Origin of the sequence: Mesorhizobium sp. L2C084A000, assembly GCF_000502875.1 — a bacterium.
GTDB lineage: Bacteria > Pseudomonadota > Alphaproteobacteria > Rhizobiales > Rhizobiaceae > Mesorhizobium.
In genome coordinates this window covers 1-22992 of sequence record NZ_AYWX01000011.1, presented here as the reverse complement: position 1 = coordinate 22992, position 22992 = coordinate 1, and the positions used below count along the sequence as shown (strand labels likewise).

The window sequence follows — 22992 nt, the reverse complement described above, 5'->3', positions numbered from 1 at the left end:
CGCCAGCTACCGCGACGCCATGCGTATGTCGGTGCTCTTCGCTGCCCAACGCACCGGGCGCAAGCCGTACGCATTGGCCATCGAGGCCCCCTCCGCTCCTTTCCGGAAGTCGACTGGCTTTGTCGCCACCATGACTTGACCGCAGCCGACTGCGCCACGCGTTCCGAAATCTTCATATGTCGAAGCCCTCAAAGGCTCCGAACATCGTCCTTCCGCCTAAAGTCGACCGTGTTTGAGCATGAAGGCGCTCACATGCTGCCGGCGCACGCGGAGTGTCTCGACCGCAGCTGCCCGGGCGCAACAAGATCCCGCATGGCTTCGTGACCTTCATCGGGAACCCAGACCGCCGTCAATTCGCCGGCGCGCAGCAGCCGGGCCAGAGAAAGAGCATCCCGGCGGTTCGTCTTCACCCGCTCGCCAGGCTTTCTTGGGATCAGCGACGGCGCAATCACTGTGCTTTCGTGCCGAGCGAACGTATCAGCCGATAGAGGCCATAGCCGGTCGGGCCGGCCATGCAGAAATGCACATGATCAAACTTGGCGGCGATACGCTGGATAACGCGGCGCATACGCCCAGGGGTCGGTATTGTGTTTCCTATGGGTTCCGGCCCGGAAGGAGCAGCTATGGCGCTTTTGTCCACCTCTCGTAACGCTCCTCGATCGCACTAAGCACGATATTGGAGAGCAACGGTGAAATGATTCCGCCTTGAGCCGTGCCATATGTCCGACGAATCGAGCTCGCCGAAAACGCGAACCTCTCCCCTCCCGGCCGGCGTCCGCAACCTCGATGGCATTCCTTAGCTTCGCGACATCAATTCCGACTAATGCTTCCCTATAATTTGCCACGGCGAGCCACCTCACCGTCAGAGGGGGTCATACGGTCTTACAGTCAGGCCATGAGCCGCAGCCCGAGAGGATGCGCATTCGACTTCAGCGCGCCAATAGTCGCGCGAACTGTTGGACATCACATGGTCAACTCTGACATCGGCGTGCAGTGCCAAAAGCGCGGCATGCGCGGCATCAACCACGCCGACGCGAACGCATCGCTGGAGGCATCGTGACGTTCCGGGAACGATCGCGTTTAATGGTCCTGACGACATCGGACGCTTGGGAAAGGCTGCATGCCAGCACGCTGTAGATGTCTTTGCCAGCGCTGGTAAGCATCACGTCGGTTCCTCGCTTCACAAACAGCGGAACACCAAGGTCGTCCTCAATGGCTTTGATCTGCCGACTGATTTCTCCCGATGTCACGCCCAGCTCGGAAGCCGCAAGCTTGAATGAGAGATGGCGTGCTGAGGCCTCGAATGCCGTGAGAGCAGTCAGCGACGGGAGATCGTAATACTGAGGGACCATTGAAGAATCCAATCAGATCGCGAGTCGCGAACCAAACAACAGGGTATCCGCTCGTCCTCTGGCCCGTAAAAGACCGCCGCCATTTTGAACAATCACAGTCCTTAATGGATTGCGACCGCCGCCGTGATCTAAGCAAGTTGCGTGCCGAATTGGCGCACCGTTTTAGCTGCACGCCCCAGACCGACGGCCCGCCCCTGGCGACCTTTTCGTCGGGTTTCCGACATTCTTGTCCAGCTCCAGACCCAAGGGTTGTGGAGAGACATGCGCGGGACTGTCACATTGACGATGTGGGATCCGGCCACTGTATCAGGAGCATGAAGAAGCCCCGCGCTCAGGTTACATCCGCCGTCGTTTCCCTGCCGAGGTGGTCAGCGTGGCGGGCAGCCACGACACGGTTCCCCGTAGCGAGAAGGTCGGATATAAGCCTAGCTGCGGCCGGTATTGGCCTTGCCGCTCGCCAGGATCGTCACGGGGTGCCGTCATCATGTAGACGCTTTGCAGCAAGCACATGCGCCTCGATCAGCGCGCGCACCGGCTTCAGCAACGCGGCACAGGCGTCGACGTGCTGCGCCAGGCCTGGAGAGGCTCAATCGATGCCGCTGCAGTGACAGCGCGCTCCGCCGGTTCAAGGGCTAATGCTGGGACTTCTTAAACAGGATAGCCGACAGGTTCGGCCCGACAAAGCCGCGCGACGCCACGCGGGAGGGTGCAGGCGGCCTGCGTGATCGCCTCGCATTCTACAGGTGAACTTGTCGCGGTCGGCCTGGATCACTTTTCACTGGCGCGGGATCATTTCTCGGTGATGTCCTCGCCAAGCTCCGCCCGTCTGGCCCTTAAGTGCGGCTGCCAGTGTCACGTGAATAACTGCCTGTCCGCTCTCATCACGCTTTGGCCAAGTGAGCGTAACTTGCTGCGAAACGCGCGAATTTGTGCTCGCCGCACGTCACCCGCTTGTAGCGAAGCGGGTTGCTGTCTGTGACACATGAGGGCAATGGTTTGATGATCGCATTGAAATCAGCGTCGATAAAGAAGGGCATTGAGTATCGCTCGCGTCCAGAGGTATTCACCACGCGGTGCATGTTCGCCAGGTAGACATCATTGGTGAGCCGCTGAATCAGATCGCCAATGTTGATTACGAATGTCCCGGGGATCGGAATGCCCTCGATCCAATCGCAATCTCGGTTCATGACCTGAAGACCACCCACGTCGTCCTGCGCCAGGATGGTCAGATTGCCGTAATCCGTGTGGGCGCCAATGCCGATAATCTCTTCTCCGATATAGCCACTCTGCGGGGGGTAATGAAGCAGGCGCTGAATGCTGATCGGTTGCCGCATGCGGCTTTCGAAATAGCGTTCGGACAGGTCCAGACTGAGCGCAATGCCCTGCAAGAGTTTTTTCGCGAGCTCCACCATTTTTTGATGGTACCCGTATGTCAGTTCCCGAAACTCGGTCAGATTTGAGGGCCACTGGTTGGGGCCAAAGAACGGACCTTCCAACGTGGAGCGTTCAGGACCGATGTCAAAGCACTCCTTGAGGTCTCTCGTCTTGCCCGGATCTGTGTTCTCCCCGAACGGCTCAATGTATCCGCGGAGGGCGACATCGGATTTGCTAACATGCAATGACATCTTCTGCGACATGGGCAGATCAAAGAACCGACGGCTCACATCGAACACCGAATCCACAAAATCCAGCGGAATCCCGTGGTTCTTCACATACATGAACCCAGTGTTGGACAATGCCCAACGTATCTCCTTGGCCACCCCCTGCTTATTGCTGCCATTGAGAAGCGGCGCGATGTCAATCACCGGGATCTTGTCGAAGCTTTCGCGTTTCGCGCGCAGCTTGTCGTCCAGTTTGGCAACGATATCCTTGGACATGGGTACACCTTTGTTTGGCAACGGGAGCCGGCGCGACGATTGGCGCATTTTGTTGTTGGACTGGTTGCGTGAAGAACCGTCAGGAAGCGTTGGATAGCCTTGTGCGGTGCATTCTTTTGGGGGTGCCGTGCTCAACAAAGTAGAAGAGCCCGAACTCCTGGCAGGGCATAGGCAGGGGGCTTGCTTGTCGTGTCGTGTTGCATCGGCAGCCAGCTTTCCGTCAGCGAGTTTTGCGGTAACGTTGTCATGACCGGTCCTCCGTTGGTGCACTGGCCTGCTCGGGCACCTGGAAAACCCAATAGTGTGCGCCCTCCTCCGCAACGTATCTGCCGTCCTTAAGACGCTGTGTCGGCGCAAGTATGCCCTCATGCTCCAGACGCCGCACCTCCTCTTCGAAGCATGCCGTCTCGGCATAGCTCTTGCGGGTGCTTGCGATAACGAAACCGTTCGGGCGCGTGACGCGAGCCAGTTCGCGCAGTGCTTCCGGTCGGACATGCCCGAGCGTCAAGACGCCGCAGCAGACCGTGATATCATAGCTCGCGCTGGAGTAGTGGGAGAGCGGCCCGTTGAGGTCGACACCGCCCCGGACATGGCGGTAGACGCGGGTCTGCCGGGCCTTTTCGGCCATCTCCTCGGAGAGATCGAGGCCTTCGATCAACCGGAACCCGAGGCGTTCCAGCTGGACTCCGAGCAGGCCCGTTCCGCAGCCAGCGTCCAGGATTGTAACGACTGCTCGCTCCTTGGCCAAATAGGCTGTCTGCACGGCGCCCGCCAGTTCGGCCACGATCATCGGCCCGCAGTATCCGTCGCGGCCGACATCCAGATCGTAGGCACTGGCCCATCCGCGATAGAAGTGGGCCAAGCGACCGGCGTCGCCGTCGAGGGCGTGGGAATCCTTGATGCGCTTTCGTGCGGCTTGCTCCAGTGCTGTCTGCTGATCGATGGTGGCCATGATAGTTCCTCCGTGTATGAGTGATGCGGTACAGTTTGTCATTGGAGCGCATTGGCCGCGGCTTAACCCATGAGCTGTTCGTTCCGTTGCAGAGCCTAGCTGACGCGGGCGCTTTCATCGAAATGCACCCCGACTGCTGCCGCCGGACGGGCGATCTCAACCGTCTTCAGTGGGATGTGTCGACTTGAGCGCAGTCCGGCCCATTCCGGCCAAGGCGCCCTATTCGCCTACTAACTTGTCGAAAACGTTGAGTGGCAGCGGCGGGTAGATGACGACAGATCCCGTAATCGTGGGTCGCATCGCGATGCGTCTTGTCGCCGGGTTTCCTTTTCAAGCAAGTCGTTCGCGGCCGCGGGATTGATGTCTTGTTTACCTGATATCCGGCGTCCAAGAGCTTGGCTGCCGGTCGGCACAACGCTACCGTTACCAATGAATCCGTTTCATTGGGGAAACAAGTGGCGCGCCCGCGCTGCCTCCAGCCTCGACAGTACACATGCGACTTCCTTCTACAAGTCAATCGGAGAGATTTATATCTTCATGGTCGATAGGAATATCACCGGACTTTCGCCATCAGCAAGCCACTTCATATTAAGAATATATTTTAATAACTTTAAGGTAATTTACTTCTGTTTTACTTTTTTTCACAATGAATTCGCCCAGAAGGGTGATCCGGATCGTTCCCCTGGGAACGATGGGCAAGGCGATCTCGCTAGTGGATGGAATCTAACATTTGGTGCCCGCGTTTGACGCAGCGATGATCTTGTCTGGATCGGCGGTCCAAGTGAAGGGTTTGGGTTGCTGGTTGTGCTCTGCAACGAAGCGGTTGATCGCCGCCTGGCGGTCGACGACGGAGTGGAAGACGCCGCGCCTGAGACGACGCTTCGACAGTTTTGCGAAGAAGCCCTCAACCGCGTTGAGCCACGAGCATGAGGTCGGTGTGAAGTGGAAGGTGAAGCGCTGATGGCGGCCGAGCCAGGCACGCACCTTGGGGTGCTTGTGAGCGGCGTAGTTGTCGAGGACGACGTGGATGGCCTTGCTGGCCGGCACCTCGGCATCGATAGCGTTGAGGAAGCGGATGAATTCCTGATGACGATGGCGCTGCATGTTCCTGCCGATGACGGTGCCGTCGAGCACGTTGAGGGCGGCAANATCGCCGAAATCGTGCGAGCCGGCATCCAGTGAGGAAGCGGATGAATTCCTGATGACGATGGCGCTGCATGTTCCTGCCGATGACGGTGCCGTCGAGCACGTTGAGGGCGGCAACAGGGTGGTCGTGCCGTTGCGCTTGTAGTCGTGGGTCATGGTGCCGAGCCTACCCTTCTTCATGGGCAGGCCGGGCTGGGTGCGGTCGAGCGCCTGGATCTGGCTCTTCTCGTCGACCGACAGCACGATGGCGNGGATGAATTCCTGATGACGATGGCGCTGCATGTTCCTGCCGATGACGGTGCCGTCGAGCACGTTGAGGGCGGCAAACAGGGTGGTCGTGCCGTTGCGCTTGTAGTCGTGGGTCATGGTGCCGAGCCTACCCTTCTTCATGGGCAGGCCGGGCTGGGTGCGGTCGAGCGCCTGGATCTGGCTCTTCTCGTCGACCGACAGCACGATGGCGTGAGCCGGCGGATCAACATAGAGGCTGACGACGTTGCGCAGTTTGTCGACGAACTGCGGATCGTTGGGGAGCTTGAACTGGCGCCAGCGGTTGGGCTGCAGCCCGTGCGCCTTCCAGATGCGGCGCACCGCGCTGNCGTTGGGGAGCTTGAACTGGCGCCAGCGGTTGGGCTGCAGCCCGTGCGCCTTCCAGATGCGGCGCACCGCGCTGGCGCTGATGCCGGCCGCGGCCGCCATCATGTCGGCGGTCCAGTGCGTCGTCTCGCCAGGCGGGTCCTGCAACGTCAGTGCCACCACGCGCTCGGCGACTTCAGGCCCGAGTGGGGCAATGCGCGAGGGGCGCGTCTTGTCGCGCAACAGTCCCTCGAAGCCCTCCGCGGCGAAGCGCTCCTGCCAGCGCCAAACGCAGGTCTTGGACTTACCAGTTTGCCGCATGATCTCGACGGTGCCCACGCCGTCGCTGCTCAACAGAATGATCTCGGCGCGCCAAACGTGCTTCTGCGGCGCATTGCGATCTCTGATCAGCGCGCCCAGACGCTGACGATCAATCGAAGAAACGGTGAGCAATATTCCTGTGCGCCTGCGCCAGACTCGCATGCGCACTCACAAAAGGGAATCCCCAACGGACTCTTATGTCAGGCGTAAACCACTAGCGCGCAGAATTCCTGACCAGTCCGGGCGAACATCTTCACGCTTCTACCAATCCGAGAGGGTGGGAATGCGCCACAATTCTTGCTGCCTCGCGGGACAAATCGTCGGGAAGAACGATGCGGATGTTTCGCCGAGGCTTCATCGAATGCCCAACAATTTGTTTGGATGTTCAAAACCGGCGACATCGCTATACCACACCCTTTTACCTCATCACGTTCTTGCGTGTTTCCTGACCGGAGCCAATTGACTCCGTCGCTTCTCCGCGCAATTGCGGTGCCAATTCCTTAACAGCGCCGGCGAACGCGCCGATTGTGAAGTCAATGTCGGCCTCGTTCATCGGCGAGGACATAAGAAAACTCAACCTAGTCGCAATCACATTTCGCTTCAGCAGCTCCTCCTGCAAGGGCGCGACTTTGCTGCGCTGATGTTTCTCGTAATAGACGTAAATGTCTCGATAATTCCGAATCGGCTCTGATCCGAAGACCAATTTAGCGGATCCGGTGCAATACTGCTCCAGACGACCATTTACACCATATGTCGCCAGTACCGACGACATCCCCTGGCATAGACGGTCTGACAACACTTGAAATCTCTCGAAGACCCCGCTAGTGAGCAAGCGCATCGCCGCCACGCCGGCCGCCAGGGTAAGTGGATTTGCCGAAAAGGTGCCGCTATGCAAAATGCGAGGACCCCCTCCCGATAATTTGAAGACCGACATGATGTTGTCGGGTCCGCCGACGGCGCCGATGGGCAGTCCGCCGCCGATGAACTTGCCCACCACCGTGATGTCTGGCGACACGCCGACCTTCCCCTGCGTGCCGTGCAAGCCATTTCGAAAAGCAACCACCTCGTCGAAAATGAGAATTGCGCCAAGCCGACTGGCTTCGTTGCGGAGCATGCGAAGGTATTCTGGATCCGGCTTCCCATATCCGAGCTGAATCTGCATAGGATCGACTATGATCGCGGCGAGATCATCCTTGTTGGCCGCAAGGATCTTTCGGCTCGCCTCAAGATCATTGCACGGCAATACGATCAGCTGGTCGAGCATATAGCTCGGCGTGCCAGCGTTGCGGGCAACCGTAGCAGGCTCCGTTGGACTTCCCCACGCTTCGGGGGTCGACTCGAAGCTTGAATCGATTAATTCATACTGACCATGGTAGTTGCCTTCGATCTTGGCGATCTTAGCCTTTCCCGTCAGGGCGCGCGCCATCTTGAGCGCCAGCATCACAGCCTCGGTGCCCGTGTTGCTGAACCGGACCTTGTTCACGCTTGGAAGCCTGTCCGATAGAATCTCAGCCAGTTCCGCCTCGAGTGCGGTGGGCATGGTGGAACAGGTGGCGCGGGCCGCTTGGGTGGAGATGGCCTCGACAATTTTCGGATGAGAATAGCCGTGAATTAGGGCTCCGAAATTGTTCGTGAAATCGATACGCCTGTTGCCGTCGACGTCGGTCGTCCAACACCCGTGACCAAAGTCCAGGTAGAATGGATTCGGCTCTCGAACCACTGGCCTGCAATAGCCGTCGACCAAATGCTTCTGAGCATGCTCGAAGAGCGCAGCCGATGAAGTGGGGCGCTTGGAATTCAGCGGCCAATTATCGGAAACGGGCTGCTTTGTTGAAGGAGGTGTCAATGTTGTCTCCGGGGCAAGAGGCGGTGTGGCAAGAAATCGACTACTTGCAGAATACGGTTAATCGCGTTCACAAGACAGCAGCAAAGAGTTATAGTTTTTAGTTCTATTTATGGGCCTTGTGAGCCGGTGAGACGCAGCCCCGAACCAAATGGATTTTGGGTGCGGATTTGACGTCGGCTCTCGGTTGCGCCGTTGCCGCCCGCTCGGCATAATTCGACGGTCGGCATAAACCTGCAAGGTCAATGGCGTTGAGCCGCTCGGCTATCTCGCCGATGTACTCACGAGGATCGTCAACGGCCACCCGCTCCCTCATCGCTGATTTCTTCGCCCGGATCGCCTTTCTGGAGGCGGCCGTTTCCGCCCGTGAATCACCATCGCCGAACGGGATGAGCAGATGCGAAGAGCGCGCCGAGGCCCCGCACTTCACATCGGGCGCCTGCAGCTGCAGATCGATCGCTTGAACCGCAAAGCCTTCGGCCGCTCGTCCGAGAAGCTGGCCAGATGCGGCTCGAACTTGAAGATATCGAGACCGATTTCGCCGCAAGCGTGCCCGATACCGAGTTGCCCATCGTCGCTAATACCGACAGGTCCGGGTGTTGCCGGCGCGTAAGCTCAACCCCAACCTGCCGCGCAAGCGGATCGTTCGCGAGCCCTCTTGCGCATGCTGCCCGGGCTGCGGCGGCGATCTGCACTCGATCTGGTCGCCCAAGCTTGGCAGGTGATGGAGACCATTCGACCCAAGTACAGCTGCCGGACCTGCAATAATCATCCAGGCGCCGGCACCAGATAAAGCGGTGCTGTCACATTGATTGAGCGGTGAGGAATTTGAGGTAGCAGCGCGCCCATGACCGTGAGTGCACCGACCTACAAGAACCACCTATCCGATCGAAATCCTGGCCCGTGCTGTCTGGCTCTACTTCCGCTTCAATCTGAGCCTGCGCGATGTCGAGGAAATGCTGCTCGATCGCGGGATTGTCGTTNGTCTGGCTCTACTTCCGCTTCAATCTGAGCCTGCGCGATGTCGAGGAAATGCTGCTCGATCGCGGGATTGTCGTTTCCTACGATACCATCCGGCCGATGGTGCCGAAAGCACGGTCCTGACTATGCGCGCCGCATACGCGCCTGGCGGCCTTGGTGTGCGGCGCGTCTGGACGTCGCCGCAATGCGCCGACGAAAGACGATGTCGGCACCTCGATGAAGTCGTGGTGCGCATCAACGGTCAAAAATGCTGGTTGTGGAGAGCGGTTGATCAGGACGGATATGTGCTCGACGAGATCGTGAGCGGTGAAAGATATGCCAAGCAGCGCTTGAACGGCCTCGCGGCCGTTTCCGAATTTTACCGCAAGATCCCGAATGGCTACTGTGGGGTTGGAGCCGCCATCAACGGGAGACCGCATCGCGCACTCCCTCCCCGATCAAATTGGAGCCAAGACTGAGAAGCAGGATGGCCGCTCCGGGAACAGTCGCCACCCACCATTGCTGGTAGAGAAAGTCCCGGCCCTCGGCAACCATGGTTCCGAGCTCTGGTGCGGGCGGCTGGGCACCGAGTCCGAGAAATCCGAGCCCCGCGGCCGTCAGAATGATGGCGGCGACATCTAATGTGAGGCGCAATAATATCGTCGGCGTACAAAGCGGCGCGATATGGTGGGTCAGAATATAGAGCGGCGATGCGCCTTGTAGCGTGGCCGACTCGATAAACTCCGAGTCTCGAATCAGCAACGTTTCGGTACGGGACAGCCGCGCATAGGCGGGCCACGATGTGATGACCATCGCGAATACCGTGTTGCCAAAACCCGGTCCGAGTGCCGCAGCCAGGGCAAGTGCCAACACCAGCCTAGGGAAAGCCAGGAAAACGTCGGTGAGCCGCATCAATACGACATCAAGCAATCCGCCGAAATAGCCAGCCACCATGCCGACCACCAACCCTATTGGCGCGATCAGCGCGCATACGATGGCAATCATCAACAATGCGGATCGGCAAGCCAGCGTAATGCGCGCGAGAATGTCGCGCCCGAGGTCATCGGTGCCGAAAAGATGGGCGGGACTGGGCGGTGATAGCCTCTGGGCGAGATCTTGCACGGTCGCACTGCCTGTGACCATCGGGCCAATGACTGCCTGGACAAGGAAGGCAGCCACGATGGACACGCCAATATGACCTGGCCGTTGCGCAGAATCACCCGCACCAGCCCTCACCGTCGGATCGATCGCCGCTGTCAGGGCATCAGCCAGGAAACTCAAGCCCACATAGATAATGCCGACCAGAAGGGTCGCCCCCAGAACTGCATTGAGGTCACCGTTGAACAATGAAAGTTTCATGTAGAGACCGAGACCAGGCCAGGAGAACACCGTCTCGGTCAGGATTACGCCTTCGAGCAGTCCACCCAGCGACAGGGCCAACACTGTGATCAGCTGCGGCCGGATGTTGCGAAAGGCGTGGCGCCATAGAATGGTTCGGGCGGAAAGTCCCTTCGCCCGCGCCGCGACCGCATATTCCTGATCGAGCTGCACCACCATGAAGCCACGCGTCATCCGGGCAATGTAGGCCATTGTTGCAAACCCCAGGACCGTGGCTGGCAAGGCAATGTGAGAGACAGCGTTGCCGAACATCCGAAGATCGCCAAGCAGGAGACCGTCGATCAGCACGAAGCCAGTAATGACCGGTGCGAAATCGAAGCCGATATCGATGCGTCCGGGTCCTTCAACCCATCCGAGCTGATAGTAAAAAACCAGCAAAGTCACAAGCCCGAGCCAGAAGATGGGCGTGGAGTAACCCACCACGGAAAACAGGCGCAGCATCTTATCCTGCCATTTGTCACGATGGTGTGCAGCCCAGACACCCGAGAGGACACCGCCGACTGTTCCGATCGTCATTGCGATCATCGACAGCTCGACAGTTGCGGGAAAAACCTGAAGCAGATCGCTCAGCACCGGGTTTCCTGTCACCAGCGACGTGCCAAGGTCGCCGGTGACCAAATTGCCCAGATAATGGAAGTAGCGTTGATAGAGCGGCAGGTTCAGCCCGAGTTGCTCGCGAGCCAAATCGTATGCTTCGTTGCTCGCACGATCGCCGACCATCGTTAGCGCAGCGTCGATCGGGATGACGTTTCCCACAATGAAAGTGACGACGGTCAGAAGAACTAACGTGGTCGCAAACCCGGCTGTTTGACTTAGAAAGGATGCCGCCAAGGTGAAACGGTTCGGCAATACGTCAACATATTTAACCGTGCCGACCATCCTCGTCACTTTACTTCGTTACGTTCTGATAGAAGACCAGGTCGTTGGACATTCCTATCACGAAGCCATTTACATCATTCCGCATTGCGATCTGGCGAGCCGATTGGAACATGCAGATATAGGGGCCGGTGTCGGCCACCTTACGCTGCAGTTCCTCATAGAGCTTGGCGCGCTTGGCACCGTCGACTTCGCGCGAGGCCGCAACCATCAAGTCAGACAATTCCGCCGGCACTTCCCAATGATTGCGCCATGCAACCGGCTTTTCCGCAGGCGCATCCGAGTTGTCTGGATTGTAAACGAAGCTGCCGGCATTGCCATGAGGATCCAGATAATCGGGTCCCCAAGGGATCAGAACAGCTTGATGCTTGCGCGCCCGGTAGAGCGTGAGGACCTGCTTCTGATCGGCTTGCGCAATCTGGACCTTGATCCCCGCCTTCGCCATGGTCTGCTGAATTGATTGTGCGATCTGTGGCATCGGCGATGTGTTGTATGTATCGATTTTTAGCTTGAAGCCATTGGAATAAACGGCATCCGCCAGCAATTTCTTGGCCTTTTCAACGTCGAGCTTGTAGTCGGTGATCTTCAGTGCCCCAAAAAAAACCGACCGGCACGATCGATTGCTGGATCGTATAGCGCCGCTTTAGGAAGGTATCCGCCATCCCTTCGTAGTCGACAAGATACCGCATGGCCTCGAGAACCTCTGGTTTCTTGAGCTTCTCATCGCTCTGGTCGAACGCGCGATAGACGGTGTCGGGACCGCCCGCTTCGAGTATCTTGATCTCCGGTTTCGCCGCCAGCGTGGTGAGTTGATCAGTAGTGAAGTCCCGGGCCATATCGATGTCGCCCTTTTTGAGCAGAAGCATCTGGACCGATGGTTCGGGAATATTGCGTATCACGACCTGTTTCATGGCTGGGGCCCCCAAGCGGAAATCGGGGTTGGAAGCCATACTTACCGATTTCTTCAGCTTCCATGCCACGAGATGGAAAGGGCCGGAGCCAGCCGAGTTCTTGGATAGCCATGCGTTGCCTAGATCAGAGTTAACCTCGTGGGAAAGAACTCTCTTGCCGTCCACGACTGAGGCGACGACCGACGATAGAAGTTTGAGCACAAGACTCTGGGCCAGGTCAGCGGTGATGGTGACCTGAAGCGTGCTTGCGTCTGGCGCGGTGACGAGCCCGGCGACATTGTTAGGCGTCCAGCCGAGTTGGCCGATAAGAAAGGCTGGCCCTTTGTTAAGGGTGATCACCCGACGCAAAGAAAAGGCAACATCATGAGCGGTCAAGGGATTGCCACGCTCGAATTTCAGGCCGGAGCGCATCTTGAAGGCGTATGTCTTCGAGTCTGGGTTGACTGTCCAGCTTTCGGCAACGCCGCCGACAAGCTTGCTCGGATCATCCGCCTCGAATTTCATTAGACGGTCGTACAAATTCCCAACAACTTCAAAGCTCGTCGGCTCGTATGCCTCGGCTGGGTCCAAGCTTATGAGGTCATCGATCTGCTTTGCGACAACCAATGTGTCCGCCGGCGTCTTGGCATAGGCCTGAGTTCCCCCAAGTAACGATGCCGCTGAGACGGCCGTCATGAAAAGCTGTAATAGGCGCATTTCGTGCTTCCTCCCTTTTGTTGTTTGGCGATCAATTTGCGATCAAATCAATCACGCGAAAACTGCTGTTTCACAGAACTGAGCTGCAAAGATGCGCGTCTTCCCAAGCGGGTCCGGATCGTCCCGCGAAGCGCAATTTGGCGATTGAGCCATAACCACGATCTTGCTCCTCCACTGAGGCCCGCCTACCCAGCGGGCGACGTCAAAGTGTCCCGCAAGGCCAAGGTCGCAGGGAGATCGATACTTTTGGTATTCTCTGTTAAGATGCAGCCGTAGATCTCTCGTGCCGCCTTTTTGCTTATGATCCCGTCATTGACATCGGCGACCACGGCATCCGGGTGCCGTGCAAGCGGGTCTCCATAACCACCGCCGCCGCCTGCCAAGATGGTCAAGCGCATCGAAGGCATCTGGAAAGTGCCGTAGCGAGGCAGTCGTGTGTCGGCGCACTCCCCGTTCTTGCGGATGTACACGTCGCCGCCTGCGCCGGAGCCTCCCCCTTCAAGCCCATAAGACACAAGTGCGCCGACACCTTCGCTTCTCGTGGTCAAGGTAGAGGGTTCCAGCATCTCGACCTCATAGTCGATGCCCGCACCGCCGCGATATTTGCCGGGGCCAGCCGAGTCCTGCCGAAATTCCTGATGAATGATGCGGACCGGGTAAGTATGTTCGTACTCCTCGGCATTGGGAAGTGTGAGCCCGCCCAACGTCGTGACGTGACCTGAAATGTGAAAGCCATCGCGTCCATTGACTGCGCCGCCGGCGGGAGAGCCATGCCAATGATACATGACGTAGGTTTCACCCCGGCGCTGCCCCGAACTCACCCCATAGGCGACCTTGGACCAACCTGCGCAGCCACGCACGGGATCGGCCGCGGCGAGTGCTTTCCAGCATGCGAAGATGATCTCGGTTGCCGGAAAAACCGTATTCATGGTCATCGGAGCGGGCGCATTTGCATTGACCACCGTGCCGTTGGGAGCCGTGATGCTGACGGCCCGATAGGTTCCCTCATTTCGAGCGATCGAGGGATCGAAATAGGCCGCCACAGCCAGATACACCGCGGAATGTGTATTGGCGACTGAACTGTTCTTGAAACCTTTGGACTGCGGCGCAGAACCGGTGAAATCGAAATGCAGTTCACCATCCTTGACGGTCAGCTTGACTTTGACAGGAACGTCAAGTTCTTCGAAGCAATTGTTATCGCTGGAATCCTCGCCAGAATATTCACCGGCGGGTAGCGTCTTGATCGCCCGCCTCAACGCAGCGCAACCGGCGTCCAGAACGGCTTCGAAGTAACTTCGAACTACATCGACGCCCAGCCGGCGGGCGATTTCGGCCAGCCGCTCCCCGCCGACCAACGTCGAGCCCAGCATGGCAAGCAGGTCGCCGTCCATCAGTTCGGGACAGCGAGTGTTGAGCAAAAGGAGATCCCAAAGATCGCGACGAACTTTGCCCTTCTCCACCAACTTGAGAACAGGAAGCCGGATACCCTCATGGAATATCTCGGTGGCTCCGGCATTGTAGGTGCCAGCCACGCCACCGCTGATATCGGACTGGTGAGCTCTGTTGCAGGCGAACCCGCACAGCGTCTCCTCGACGAAGACCGGTCGCACCAATGTCCAGTCAGGGAGATGATTGCCTCCCGCGACATAAGGGTCGCTCAAAAGGAACACGTCTCCATCAGAGATCGTTTCAGCTTTCGCCAGAACAGCGCGCACAGCAAAACCGCCACCGCCCGAATGAATCGGTAAGCCATCTGCCTGTGCGATAACCTGACCTTGTGAATCGGTCAGAAAGCAGGAAAAGTCGTGACTCTGGCTAAAGATGGGACTGCGCGCCGTACGCGTCATTGCCCAGCCCATCCGTGTCGAGACATAGTCAAGTTGCTTCTGGATTATGGCAAGCCCCACCGGATCGGGACGCGCGGGGGCATTTGTCTCACTCATCGAGGACCTCATGACACAAAGACGTCAATACAGTAGCTACCGTCCGACAGAACGTGGAGTTCGTCCTGGTAGCCCAAAAGTACGGTTGTCGTGGCAGCGTCGATCAGGGCGGGGCCCTTGATACGGTGACCGTACTCGAGGACGCGAGCGTTGTAGACCGGTACGTTGAGCGCCCCGCGCTCAGAATCGATCCAGGCAACGCGCCACTCTTGCGGTTCGGCCTTGGTGGTTGCCTTTGGAAGCGGTGGCTCTGCTAGAATTGGCAGTTTGCCGATCGATGCCAGTTGCAGGCTAAGCGTCTCGATCGTGCCGTTCTCTTGCGCATAGCCGTAGAGGTAGCGATGCGCTGCTTCGAACCGTTTGCGGATATCGATGGCGTCGATGGCTTCAAACCCGACATCGATGCACCATTGCTGTCCGACATAGCGGCATTCAATGCTGGTGAGATGCTCGTGATCCTTGATATCGAACCCTTCGCGCAAGAGCACGGCCTGGGCTGCGGACTTCATCTCAGCCAGTTGTTCTTCCAGGCGGCCCATTGCGCCGGCCTCGCCGATTTTCGATACGAAAGACTTGCGCTTGTCATGGCGTACGTTGGTGCTGCACATCCCAAGAGCGCAGAACACACCGGCCATTGCCGGAATATAGACTTTTTGGCAGCCGAGCAGTCGTGCGACATTCACCCCATGCAACGGCCCCGCGCCACCAGCCGCGACCAGCGCAAAGCTTCTGGGATCGTGACCGCGACCAAGAATGACCTGCTCGACCGCGTGCCACATCTCCTGCTCGACCAGCCGAATGATACCGGCTGCCGCTGTCTGCAGATTGACACCCAGCGGCTCCGCCACACCCCCGGCAATCGCACTGACAGCCTTTTCCATATTCAAACTCAACTTACTTTCCAGCGAGGCGCCTGCTTTAAGGCGCCCGAGCACAAGGTGAGCGTCAGTGACGGTTGCTTCGGTGCCACCCCGTTCGTAGCAGGCCGGCCCCGGACGCGAACCCGCACCATGTGGACCGACCGTGAAACGCCTGTCGGCGTTGACCCGGGCAATGGTGCCGCCGCCAGCGCCTACCGTGTGGACCTCCACGGAAGGTATCATCAGGACATGCTGGTCGACCTCGAGGCGCTCAGTCATGCTGAGTTCTCCCCCCGACACGACCATCACATCGCAACTCGTTCCACCTACTTCGATCGAGACAAGATTGCTGGCCTGAACCTTATGGGCAAAGGACCGCAGCGCACTGCTTCCGGCGGCTGGACCCGAAAGGATCAGATGCACCGGCGTGGATGCCAATTCTTCAAGCGTAGCGACGCCGCCGTTGCTTTTGGCCATAAGGAAGCTACCTTTAAGGCCGCTACTGCCGAGCGCAGACCTGAGGGCCGAAAGGTAGGGCAACACTTTCCTGGAGATGTAGGAATTTACGACCGTGGTGCTGGTTCTTTCATACTCACCCATGACCGCCGCAACATCGGACGAGCATGATATTTGAAGATAGGGGCTGCGCTCGTGAAGAATGTCGTGGACAGCGCGCTCATTCTCGCCGTTGGCAAAGCCATTGATCAGGCAGATTGCGACGGCTTCGACGCCCGCGTTTTCAAAGACGTCGGCCGCGTTATGGACCGTCACCTCATCGACGGCTCTTAGAACAGCGCCATCGGCACTGGTTCGCTCCAATATCGGCTGGCGCAACGAACGTGGGACAAGAGGGGTTGGCGGCGGCGCGCGGTGATCCCAGACATCGACACGGATTCCGCGACGGATTTCGAGCGAGTCGCGAAACCCTTCCGTTGTCAGCAGGCCAACCTTGCAGCCCTTGCGCTCAAGGAGTGCGTTAGTCGCAATGGTGGAACCATGCACGAAAAGACCACACCGGCTGAGCAACTCAACCAGGGTCATCCCCATTTCAGCCGCCGTACGCTTCAGCGCGGAAATCACCCCATCCGACGGGTCGAGCGGGTTCGACAGGGATTTTGAGACTTTGACCGAGCAGTCATCACCGACCAAAACGACGTCTGTAAAGGTGCCGCCGACATCGACGCCGATTCGATAGGATGCCGAATTCATTTAACACTCTCGATTTTCATATGACACATCCATCATAGAGACAGTCGGAACTCTCGGAGCCTTACCGGCAAGCCAGCCCGCCAACAGCCCAGCGACCGGTGCCGACAAGACGAGGTGCTGCTAGGCGTCATCGACCGTAGCTTTAAGAGCAGCGACCGAGACTGGCGGGACCTGTCAGAAGCTTCCTTGAATAGATCAACATCGTACGCGGCGGCGCCGGGCGCGGGATCGCTTACATGAACATGGACGACCGCTGCGCCAGCGCGCGCGGCTTCAATGGCCGGGTCAGCGATTTCCTTGGGGGTAATCGGAAAATTCGGGTGAGCGCGATTGTATTTTGACCCGCCCGTTACGGCGCACGTAATTATGATTTTGCGCGTGCCGAATGGCGCTATTGGCATAAAACTAGACCCTGTGTTGCTGATACCCGACGGTAAGACGTTGCTGACACCCGACAGGGAGACCGAATTCTGGAACAGCGCCACCGCTGTTGGTTATGACAATCTGCTACTCGTTATGCTGGGGAGATGCATGACAAGATCAGCCCGTACCATCTGAAGCGTACGCGTCCGAGGAGGGCCGCCTTGCGGGCAAACGGAGGGTGTAGCTGAGTGTCGGTATGGATATCGCTACTGGCTGTCGCCAAGTCACTCGTCTCGAGATTATTGACACTGGCCGCCGGCGCCGCTGGTCGGAGGGGGAGAAGGTGCGGATCGTCAAGGCGCACTATTCGGCTCCGCGGCAGGCATCCGCGACAGCGCGGCGTCACGGGATTTCCACCCCACTGCTGTTTGCCTGGCGCAAGGCGCATCGCGAGGGTCGACTTGGCGAAGGGCGAAAGTGGCGTCTGCGGTTTCGTGCCAGCGATGATAATACCGGAGCAGCCAAAGAAGAGTCCAGAACCGGCTTGCGGGCGCATGGAAGCGGTGAGCGTGAATGGCCGCAGGATCATCGTCGAGCCCGAGGTGGACCTGGAAGCGCCGCTTCGGGTCATGCGCGGCTGGGAACGCTGGGATGATCCCAATTCCGACGGCGGTGCGAGTGTGGCTGGCGACGGGTCACACCGACATGCGCTGCGGCTTTCCCAGCCTTGCTCTACGCCTGCAGGAAACGTTGAAGAAGGATCCGCTGAGGGTTTTGTTACAACGGCTGAATGGGAGCGCAAAGAGGTCTGACGCGAGGTCAATCACGCGCAAGAATTTGGAACNGGTTTTGTTACAACGGCTGAATGGGAGCGCAAAGAGGTCTGACGCGAGGTCAATCACGCGCAAGAATTTGGAACTGCTCGGCCAGGATGGATTCGGATTGAAGGCGAACCTGGCCTGTTGCTTACGCATCATGCGAACCATTTCGATGCCGTTTAGGATGATCGCGGCTGATGCTGGTGATTTGAAGCCGAGCATTGACCGGATGCGGCGCTTGATGCGCCGATGGTCCTGTTCGCTCCGGTTATTCAGGTATTTACTCTTTTGGATNATTGACCGGATGCGGCGCTTGATGCGCCGATGGTCCTGTTCGCTCCGGTTATTCAGGTATTTACTCTTTTGGATCCGAACCGGGTTCAGCCGACGCCGGGAACGATCCTGCAAGCGATTTGTGATGTCACAGGAAACGATGGCCTCCTGGTTGGTCTGGCGACCATCGATGACGACGTGGTCGGGCCGGCCATGACGTGCCAGCGCTTTTCTGAAGAACCGCTTGGCCGAGGACAGGTCACGCTGCTCGCTGAACCAGAATTCGACTTTGTCGCCGACACTGTCGATGGCGCGGTAAAGATGCATCCACTGGCCGCGGACCTGTACGTCTCGTCGACATGCCACTTCCCGGTCACGCTACGCTTGCGCCGGTTGAAATGCTCCAGCAGTAGCGGTGCGAAACGAACGGTCCAGCTGTGAATGGTCGTGTGGTCGACGGCGATCCCCCGTTCGGCCATCGTCTCCTCAAGATCACGCAGGCTGAGATTGTAGGCCAGGTACCAGCGCACGCAGGATCTGACTGGTCGAACTGGCGGCCCTTGAACATCTAATCCGGGTCGATCTGCATCCCGGCCGGAGACAAACCAGCCCTGCGGCTTCGCCAGCCGCCAATGGGCCCGCAGGATGCGCAGAGGCTGCGCCGACAGCATACGGTGCGATCCTTGCCACCCTTGCCGCGCTCGACCCGGATGATGCCGCGTCCGCTGTCGATGTCGCCGACCTTCAGTCCGACAGTCTCCGAAGCGCGAAGGCCCGCGGCATAGGCCGTCGTCAGGGCGGTGCGCGTCTTCAGGCTCGGCACCGCCTCGAGAAAGCGGACAACCTCGTCAGCGCTGAGAACCACCGGCAGCATGCGTGGCGCGCGGGCATAGGCGATCCGTTCAGGGATCTCGGCATGACCCAACGTCACGCCGTAAAAGAACCGCAGCGCGCACACCGTCTGGTTCAGCGCTGGCCACGAGATTCCGGTAGAGACCAGATGCACCTGGAAGGCGCGAAGTCCTCCAGGTCAAGCCGGTCCGGGGATCGGCCACAGTAGCGGGAGAACTTCGCTACCGCTTGCACGGAGGATCGTTGCGTGGCCGGCGACAGTTTGCGGATCGTCATGTCCTCGATCATGCGCCGGCGAAGCGGGCTCAACTCGGCCATCTCATTGCTCCTGTTCTCAAGGTTGCGCTTCAACAGCAGCAATCCTTCAAAACAGAAGCGTCATCCGCAAACCGGTGCACCAAATGCCGCGCCAGCGGCTTCGTTCAATCCTTCAATCCACTTTATGGGTGTATGGCCTAATCCGGTTCTTCCCCTCAACTTAGGTCAGTTAAAGTTTACGAGACGCCTATGTGCTGGACTGAGCACGAGGGCTGACACGATGCAATAAGATCAAACAACCCCATCCGTTCGCTTCTCAGGCGGACCAGATTCGATACCTGCGCGTAGCCTGGGCACTTGGGAGATTCGAGCGCGTTGTCCCGGCTGGGATGGCCGAACGGCAATCAACAGCCGACTGCCTCGATTTGCTGAGCTGGCCCTCGACCGAACTTGGAGCGCATCACCGGCACGGCGGGACTGCGAAATCTGTCGAGCGTCAGCCGTTGCGAAAGGTGTAGCGGTAGCCGTTGATCGCCGGCGCACCGCCGAGATGCGCATAGAGGACCTTCGATCCCTCTTGAAAGAAGCCTTTCTGGACAAGGTTGATCATCGCTTGCATCGATTTGCGCTCATAGACGGGATCGGTAATTATACTCTCGAGGCGCGTGCACTGACGGATGGCATCCTTGGTTTCCTCGGACGGAATGCCATAACACGGGTACGCGTACTCCTCGGGCAACACCATATCATCGTCGTCGAGTTCCATTCCGAGATCGACGAACTCCGCTGTATGTTGGGCAATGTTTAGCACCTGCACCTTGGTTTGGACGGGGGGTGGCGGAGGCATCGATACCGATGACGTTGCGCTGTCGACCGTTCTTGGCAAATCCAACGAGCATGCCGGCATGCGTCGAGCCTGTGACCATGCAAACAATGATGTAGTCGAAGGCAAACCCAAGCTGTTTCTCCTGGGCACGCACCTCCTCCGCGAACCCCACATAGCCGAGGCCTCCATTCGGGTGAACGGACGCGCCGGCTGGTATGGCCTAAGGTCTGCCGCCCCTTGCCTTGAGCTCATAGAGCGCTTTTTCCCAACTGCGGCGGATGCCGATGTCGAAGCCCTCGTCGATGAGGCGCACCTCTGCTCCCATGATGCGGCTCAAGAGAATATTGCCGACCCGGTCGTAGACGGCATCCTCATGTGGAACCCAGCTCTCCTGAACCAGGAGGCATTTCATGCCGATCTTGGCGGCCACCGCGGCGACCATCCGCGTGTGGTTGGACTGCACGCCACCGATGGAGACAAGCGTATCGGCATTTGACGCGATCGCGTCGGGGATGATGTATTCGAGCTGTGCGGAGCTTGTTTCCGTCAAACGCGAGACCGGAGTTGCAGTCCTCGCGCTTGGCGTAGATTTCCACCTTTCCCCCGAGATGCTTGCTGAGCCGGTCGAGCTTCTCGATGGGCGTTGGTCCAAAGGTGAGCGGATAGCGTTCGAACTTTTCCAGCATGTTCTCTCCGGCAACACGTAATTGAGCTGAAATTTGCTTGCACGAGTCATTCTGAATGGGGCGTGTTTGATTTGAGGTCAGCTGCGTTCTCCGATGGCCCAGAAAAGTCCATCACATTTCCAGCCCTCGTTCGACATCGAGACCAAGCAACGCGCATGCCGGCGTGCTGTGATAGGCTACCGATGCCTATGAAACCGAAAACTGCATCTCCCGGGATTGGACGACCGGAATGCGGTCGCCTGCGACCCTACCAAGCATAGTATTCCATGAACGATCCGCTCAACGTTCATGGTTGATCCAAAGTGGCGCGAAGCTGAGTTCTGATCTTGTCACCGCGCCTCAACGGAGCAGCGATATGCCGCCCATCGGGTCCCCATCGGGTCGCGTCCCCACAGGTGGTGTAGCTCGGCGGTAGCGAAGCCGCTCGCGAGCGCGCTCTCGATAGCGCTGTAGCGAGCGAGTGGCTTTGCGGTGGTCATCGACGGTTCGCCGGTAAGGTCGGGTTGCTGACACCAACCTGATTCGAAGGAACCATCGATGACCGACGACATGATGAACCTGCGCGCGCTCGTGGAGAAGACTCCGGATTCCGATCTCTTGCGCGAGATGATCGGCTTTGCCGCCGAGCGGCTGATGGAGCTGGAGGTTGGGGCCGCCACCGGCGCCGCCTATGGCGAGAAGAACCCATTGCGCACGGCCCAGCGCAACGGCTATCGCGAGCGCGACTGGGAGACGCGGGCCGGCACCGTCGAGCTGCGCATCCCCAAGCTCAGGAAGGGCTCCTACTTCCCCGGTTTTCTCGAACCGCGCCGCATGGCCGAGAAGGCGCTGACCGCTGTCATCCAGGAGGCCTACGTCCAGGGTATCTCGACCCGCTCGGTCGACGACCTAGTCAAGGCCATGGGCATGAGCGGCATCTCCAAAAGCCAGGTCAGCCGGCTGTGCGAAGAGATCGACGGCAAGGTCAAAGCGTTCCTTGAAAGACCCATCGAGGGCGACTGGCCATATCTGTGGATCGACGCCACCTACCTGAAGGTGCGCCGCGGCGGCCGCATCGTCTCGGTCGCCGTCATCATCGCTGTCGGCGTCAATGCGGACGGCCGACGCGAGGTGCTGGGCATGGAGGTCGGCACGTCTGAGGCCGAGCCGATCTGGACGGAGTTCCTGCGCAAGCTGACCCGCCGTGGCCTGCGCGGCGTCAAGCTTGTCGTCTCCGATGCCCATGAAGGCATCAAAGCGGCCGTCACCAAGGTGCTGTGCGCGACATGGCAGAGGTGCCGCGTCCACTTCATGAGGAACGTGCTGGCCCATGCCGGCAAGAGCGGGCGCCGCGTCGTCTCCGCTTTCATCGCCACCGCCTTCGCCCAGGAAACGCCCGGGGCCGCAAGCACGCAATGGCGCGCCGTCGCCGACCAGATCCGGCCGAAGGTGCCGAAGCTGGCGACAATCATGGACGACGCCGAGCCCGACGTGCTTGCCTACATGACTTTCCCCAAGGAGCACCGCGCCACGCTGCACTCGACCAACCCGATCGAGCGCCTCAACGGCGAGATCAAGCGGCGCACCGAGGTCGTCGGCATCTTCCCAAATGATGACGCCATCGTCCGCCTGGTTGGCGCGATCCTGCTCGAACAGAACGACGAATGGGCCGTGCAGCGCGCCAGATACATGACGCTGGAAACCATCAGCCAAATGAGCGATGATCCTCTGATCAGCCTGCCAGCCGTGGCACGCTGATCAGCCCGGCCCCATGCCGGAGAGCGCGGCGACCAAGCCGTCAGCTACACCACTCCCTGGGACACGATCCTCGGAACGAGGGGGCGAGATCATTTCGGAATCCGGGGGGCGACATCCCTCGGAATTTGCACTGTGACATCACAAATCGCTTGCAGGATCGTTCCCGGCGTCGGCTGAACCCGGTTCGAATCCAAAAGAGTAAATACCTGAATAACCGGAGCGAACAGGACCATCGGCGCATCAAGCGCCGCATCCGGTCAAT

At 58.9% G+C, this 22992-nt stretch carries 12 protein-coding genes and 10 pseudogenes; 6 read left to right on the top strand and 16 right to left on the bottom strand.

What is annotated here, in order from left to right; all coding sequences use genetic code 11:
* Positions 1 to 219: 219 nt before the first annotated feature.
* The 8 genes and pseudogenes from X735_RS01000000166115 to X735_RS144315 all read right to left on the bottom strand — a co-directional run.
* Positions 220 to 580 (bottom strand): annotated as a pseudogene (locus X735_RS01000000166115) (transposase); the annotation flags it as partial.
* Between the two features lie 439 nt (positions 581 to 1019).
* Positions 1020 to 1352 (bottom strand): LysR family transcriptional regulator, encoded by a 333-nt coding sequence (locus X735_RS1000000170295; RefSeq protein ID WP_050592718.1) that lies wholly within the window; start codon positions 1350 to 1352, stop codon positions 1020 to 1022.
* 881 nt (positions 1353 to 2233) lie between these two features.
* On the bottom strand, positions 2234 to 3229 hold the full coding sequence (locus X735_RS144305; protein ID WP_023812645.1) for a 2-oxoglutarate and iron-dependent oxygenase domain-containing protein: 996 nt from the start codon (positions 3227 to 3229) through the stop codon (positions 2234 to 2236).
* 244 nt (positions 3230 to 3473) lie between these two features.
* A complete protein-coding gene (locus X735_RS144310) occupies positions 3474 to 4181 on the bottom strand; it encodes a class I SAM-dependent methyltransferase (RefSeq protein ID WP_023812644.1) in 708 nt (235 codons plus the stop codon).
* Between the two features lie 709 nt (positions 4182 to 4890).
* A pseudogene (locus tag X735_RS1000000167855) lies at positions 4891 to 5327 on the bottom strand (IS630 family transposase); the annotation flags it as partial.
* 34 nt (positions 5328 to 5361) lie between these two features.
* Positions 5362 to 5576: pseudogene (locus X735_RS1000000168855) on the bottom strand (IS630 family transposase); the annotation flags it as partial.
* A 3-nt stretch (positions 5577 to 5579) separates the two neighbouring features.
* Positions 5580 to 6383, bottom strand: a pseudogene (locus tag X735_RS0134630) (helix-turn-helix domain-containing protein); the annotation flags it as partial.
* Between the two features lie 256 nt (positions 6384 to 6639).
* A complete protein-coding gene (locus tag X735_RS144315; RefSeq protein ID WP_023812641.1) occupies positions 6640 to 8067 on the bottom strand; it encodes an aminotransferase class III-fold pyridoxal phosphate-dependent enzyme in 1428 nt (475 codons plus the stop codon).
* 661 nt (positions 8068 to 8728) lie between these two features.
* Here X735_RS144315 and X735_RS1000000168850 point away from each other — a divergent pair.
* The 3 genes and pseudogenes from X735_RS1000000168850 to X735_RS1000000169905 form a co-directional block, all read left to right on the top strand.
* A complete protein-coding gene (locus X735_RS1000000168850; protein WP_245273267.1) occupies positions 8729 to 8857 on the top strand; it encodes an IS66 family transposase zinc-finger binding domain-containing protein in 129 nt (42 codons plus the stop codon).
* Between the two features lie 64 nt (positions 8858 to 8921).
* Positions 8922 to 9047: pseudogene (locus X735_RS1000000168845) on the top strand (IS6 family transposase); the annotation flags it as partial.
* A pseudogene (locus X735_RS1000000169905) lies at positions 9010 to 9347 on the top strand (DDE-type integrase/transposase/recombinase); the annotation flags it as partial. The pseudogenes X735_RS1000000168845 and X735_RS1000000169905, both read left to right, overlap by 38 nt.
* A gap of 100 nt (positions 9348 to 9447) precedes the next feature.
* On the opposite strand, the gene X735_RS1000000167840 reads toward X735_RS1000000169905, so the two are convergent.
* The 5 genes from X735_RS1000000167840 to X735_RS144325 form a co-directional block, all read right to left on the bottom strand.
* Positions 9448 to 11301, bottom strand: a complete 1854-nt coding sequence (locus X735_RS1000000167840) for an ABC transporter permease subunit (RefSeq protein WP_081734923.1) — start codon at positions 11299 to 11301, stop codon at positions 9448 to 9450.
* 10 nt (positions 11302 to 11311) lie between these two features.
* Entirely contained in the window at positions 11312 to 11842 is a 531-nt protein-coding gene (locus tag X735_RS1000000170290; RefSeq protein ID WP_050592716.1) for an ABC transporter substrate-binding protein, read from the bottom strand.
* Between the two features lie 13 nt (positions 11843 to 11855).
* Complete coding sequence (locus X735_RS1000000170285) at positions 11856 to 12905, bottom strand: ABC transporter substrate-binding protein (RefSeq protein ID WP_050592715.1); 1050 nt, start codon at positions 12903 to 12905, stop codon at positions 11856 to 11858.
* Between the two features lie 185 nt (positions 12906 to 13090).
* Positions 13091 to 14848 carry a hydantoinase B/oxoprolinase family protein gene (locus X735_RS144320; RefSeq protein ID WP_023812638.1) on the bottom strand — a complete coding sequence of 586 codons (1758 nt, stop codon included), beginning with the start codon at positions 14846 to 14848 and terminating at the stop codon, positions 13091 to 13093.
* An 8-nt stretch (positions 14849 to 14856) separates the two neighbouring features.
* Entirely contained in the window at positions 14857 to 16917 is a 2061-nt protein-coding gene (locus tag X735_RS144325; RefSeq protein ID WP_023812637.1) for a hydantoinase/oxoprolinase family protein, read from the bottom strand.
* Positions 16918 to 17536: 619 nt separating this feature from the next.
* On the opposite strand from X735_RS144325, the gene X735_RS1000000167830 reads away from it, so the two are divergent.
* Positions 17537 to 17935, top strand: a complete 399-nt coding sequence (locus X735_RS1000000167830) for a transposase (protein ID WP_245273260.1) — start codon at positions 17537 to 17539, stop codon at positions 17933 to 17935.
* Positions 17936 to 18174: 239 nt separating this feature from the next.
* On the opposite strand, the pseudogene X735_RS01000000166090 reads toward X735_RS1000000167830, so the two are convergent.
* From X735_RS01000000166090 to X735_RS01000000166080, 3 pseudogenes are all read right to left on the bottom strand, one after another.
* Positions 18175 to 18939: pseudogene (locus X735_RS01000000166090) on the bottom strand (IS6 family transposase).
* Positions 18932 to 19541: pseudogene (locus X735_RS01000000166085) on the bottom strand (tyrosine-type recombinase/integrase); the annotation flags it as partial. The pseudogenes X735_RS01000000166085 and X735_RS01000000166090, both read right to left, overlap by 8 nt.
* A gap of 436 nt (positions 19542 to 19977) precedes the next feature.
* A pseudogene (locus X735_RS01000000166080) lies at positions 19978 to 20993 on the bottom strand (1-aminocyclopropane-1-carboxylate deaminase).
* Positions 20994 to 21530: 537 nt separating this feature from the next.
* On the opposite strand from X735_RS01000000166080, the gene X735_RS144335 reads away from it, so the two are divergent.
* Positions 21531 to 22730 carry an IS256 family transposase gene (locus X735_RS144335; protein WP_023812631.1) on the top strand — a complete coding sequence of 400 codons (1200 nt, stop codon included), beginning with the start codon at positions 21531 to 21533 and terminating at the stop codon, positions 22728 to 22730.
* Between the two features lie 125 nt (positions 22731 to 22855).
* Positions 22856 to 22992: pseudogene (locus X735_RS1000000169335) on the top strand (IS6 family transposase); the annotation flags it as partial.

Bases quoted from the DNA above. Each gene is read 5' to 3' on its own strand.
- X735_RS1000000170295 (WP_050592718.1), bottom strand. From the start codon at position 1,352: ATGGTCCCTCAGTATTACGATCTCCCGTCGCTGACTGCTCTCACGGCA.
- X735_RS144305 (WP_023812645.1), bottom strand. From the start codon at position 3,229: ATGTCCAAGGATATCGTTGCCAAACTGGACGACAAGCTGCGCGCGAAA.
- X735_RS144310 (WP_023812644.1), bottom strand. From the start codon at position 4,181: ATGGCCACCATCGATCAGCAGACAGCACTGGAGCAAGCCGCACGAAAG.
- X735_RS1000000168850 (WP_245273267.1), top strand. From the start codon at position 8,729: ATGCTGCCCGGGCTGCGGCGGCGATCTGCACTCGATCTGGTCGCCCAA.
- X735_RS1000000167840 (WP_081734923.1), bottom strand. From the start codon at position 11,301: ATGGTCGGCACGGTTAAATATGTTGACGTATTGCCGAACCGTTTCACC.
- X735_RS1000000170285 (WP_050592715.1), bottom strand. From the start codon at position 12,905: ATGCGCCTATTACAGCTTTTCATGACGGCCGTCTCAGCGGCATCGTTA.
- X735_RS144320 (WP_023812638.1), bottom strand. From the start codon at position 14,848: ATGAGTGAGACAAATGCCCCCGCGCGTCCCGATCCGGTGGGGCTTGCC.
- X735_RS144325 (WP_023812637.1), bottom strand. From the start codon at position 16,917: ATGAATTCGGCATCCTATCGAATCGGCGTCGATGTCGGCGGCACCTTT.
- X735_RS1000000167830 (WP_245273260.1), top strand. From the start codon at position 17,537: ATGGATATCGCTACTGGCTGTCGCCAAGTCACTCGTCTCGAGATTATT.
- X735_RS144335 (WP_023812631.1), top strand. From the start codon at position 21,531: ATGACCGACGACATGATGAACCTGCGCGCGCTCGTGGAGAAGACTCCG.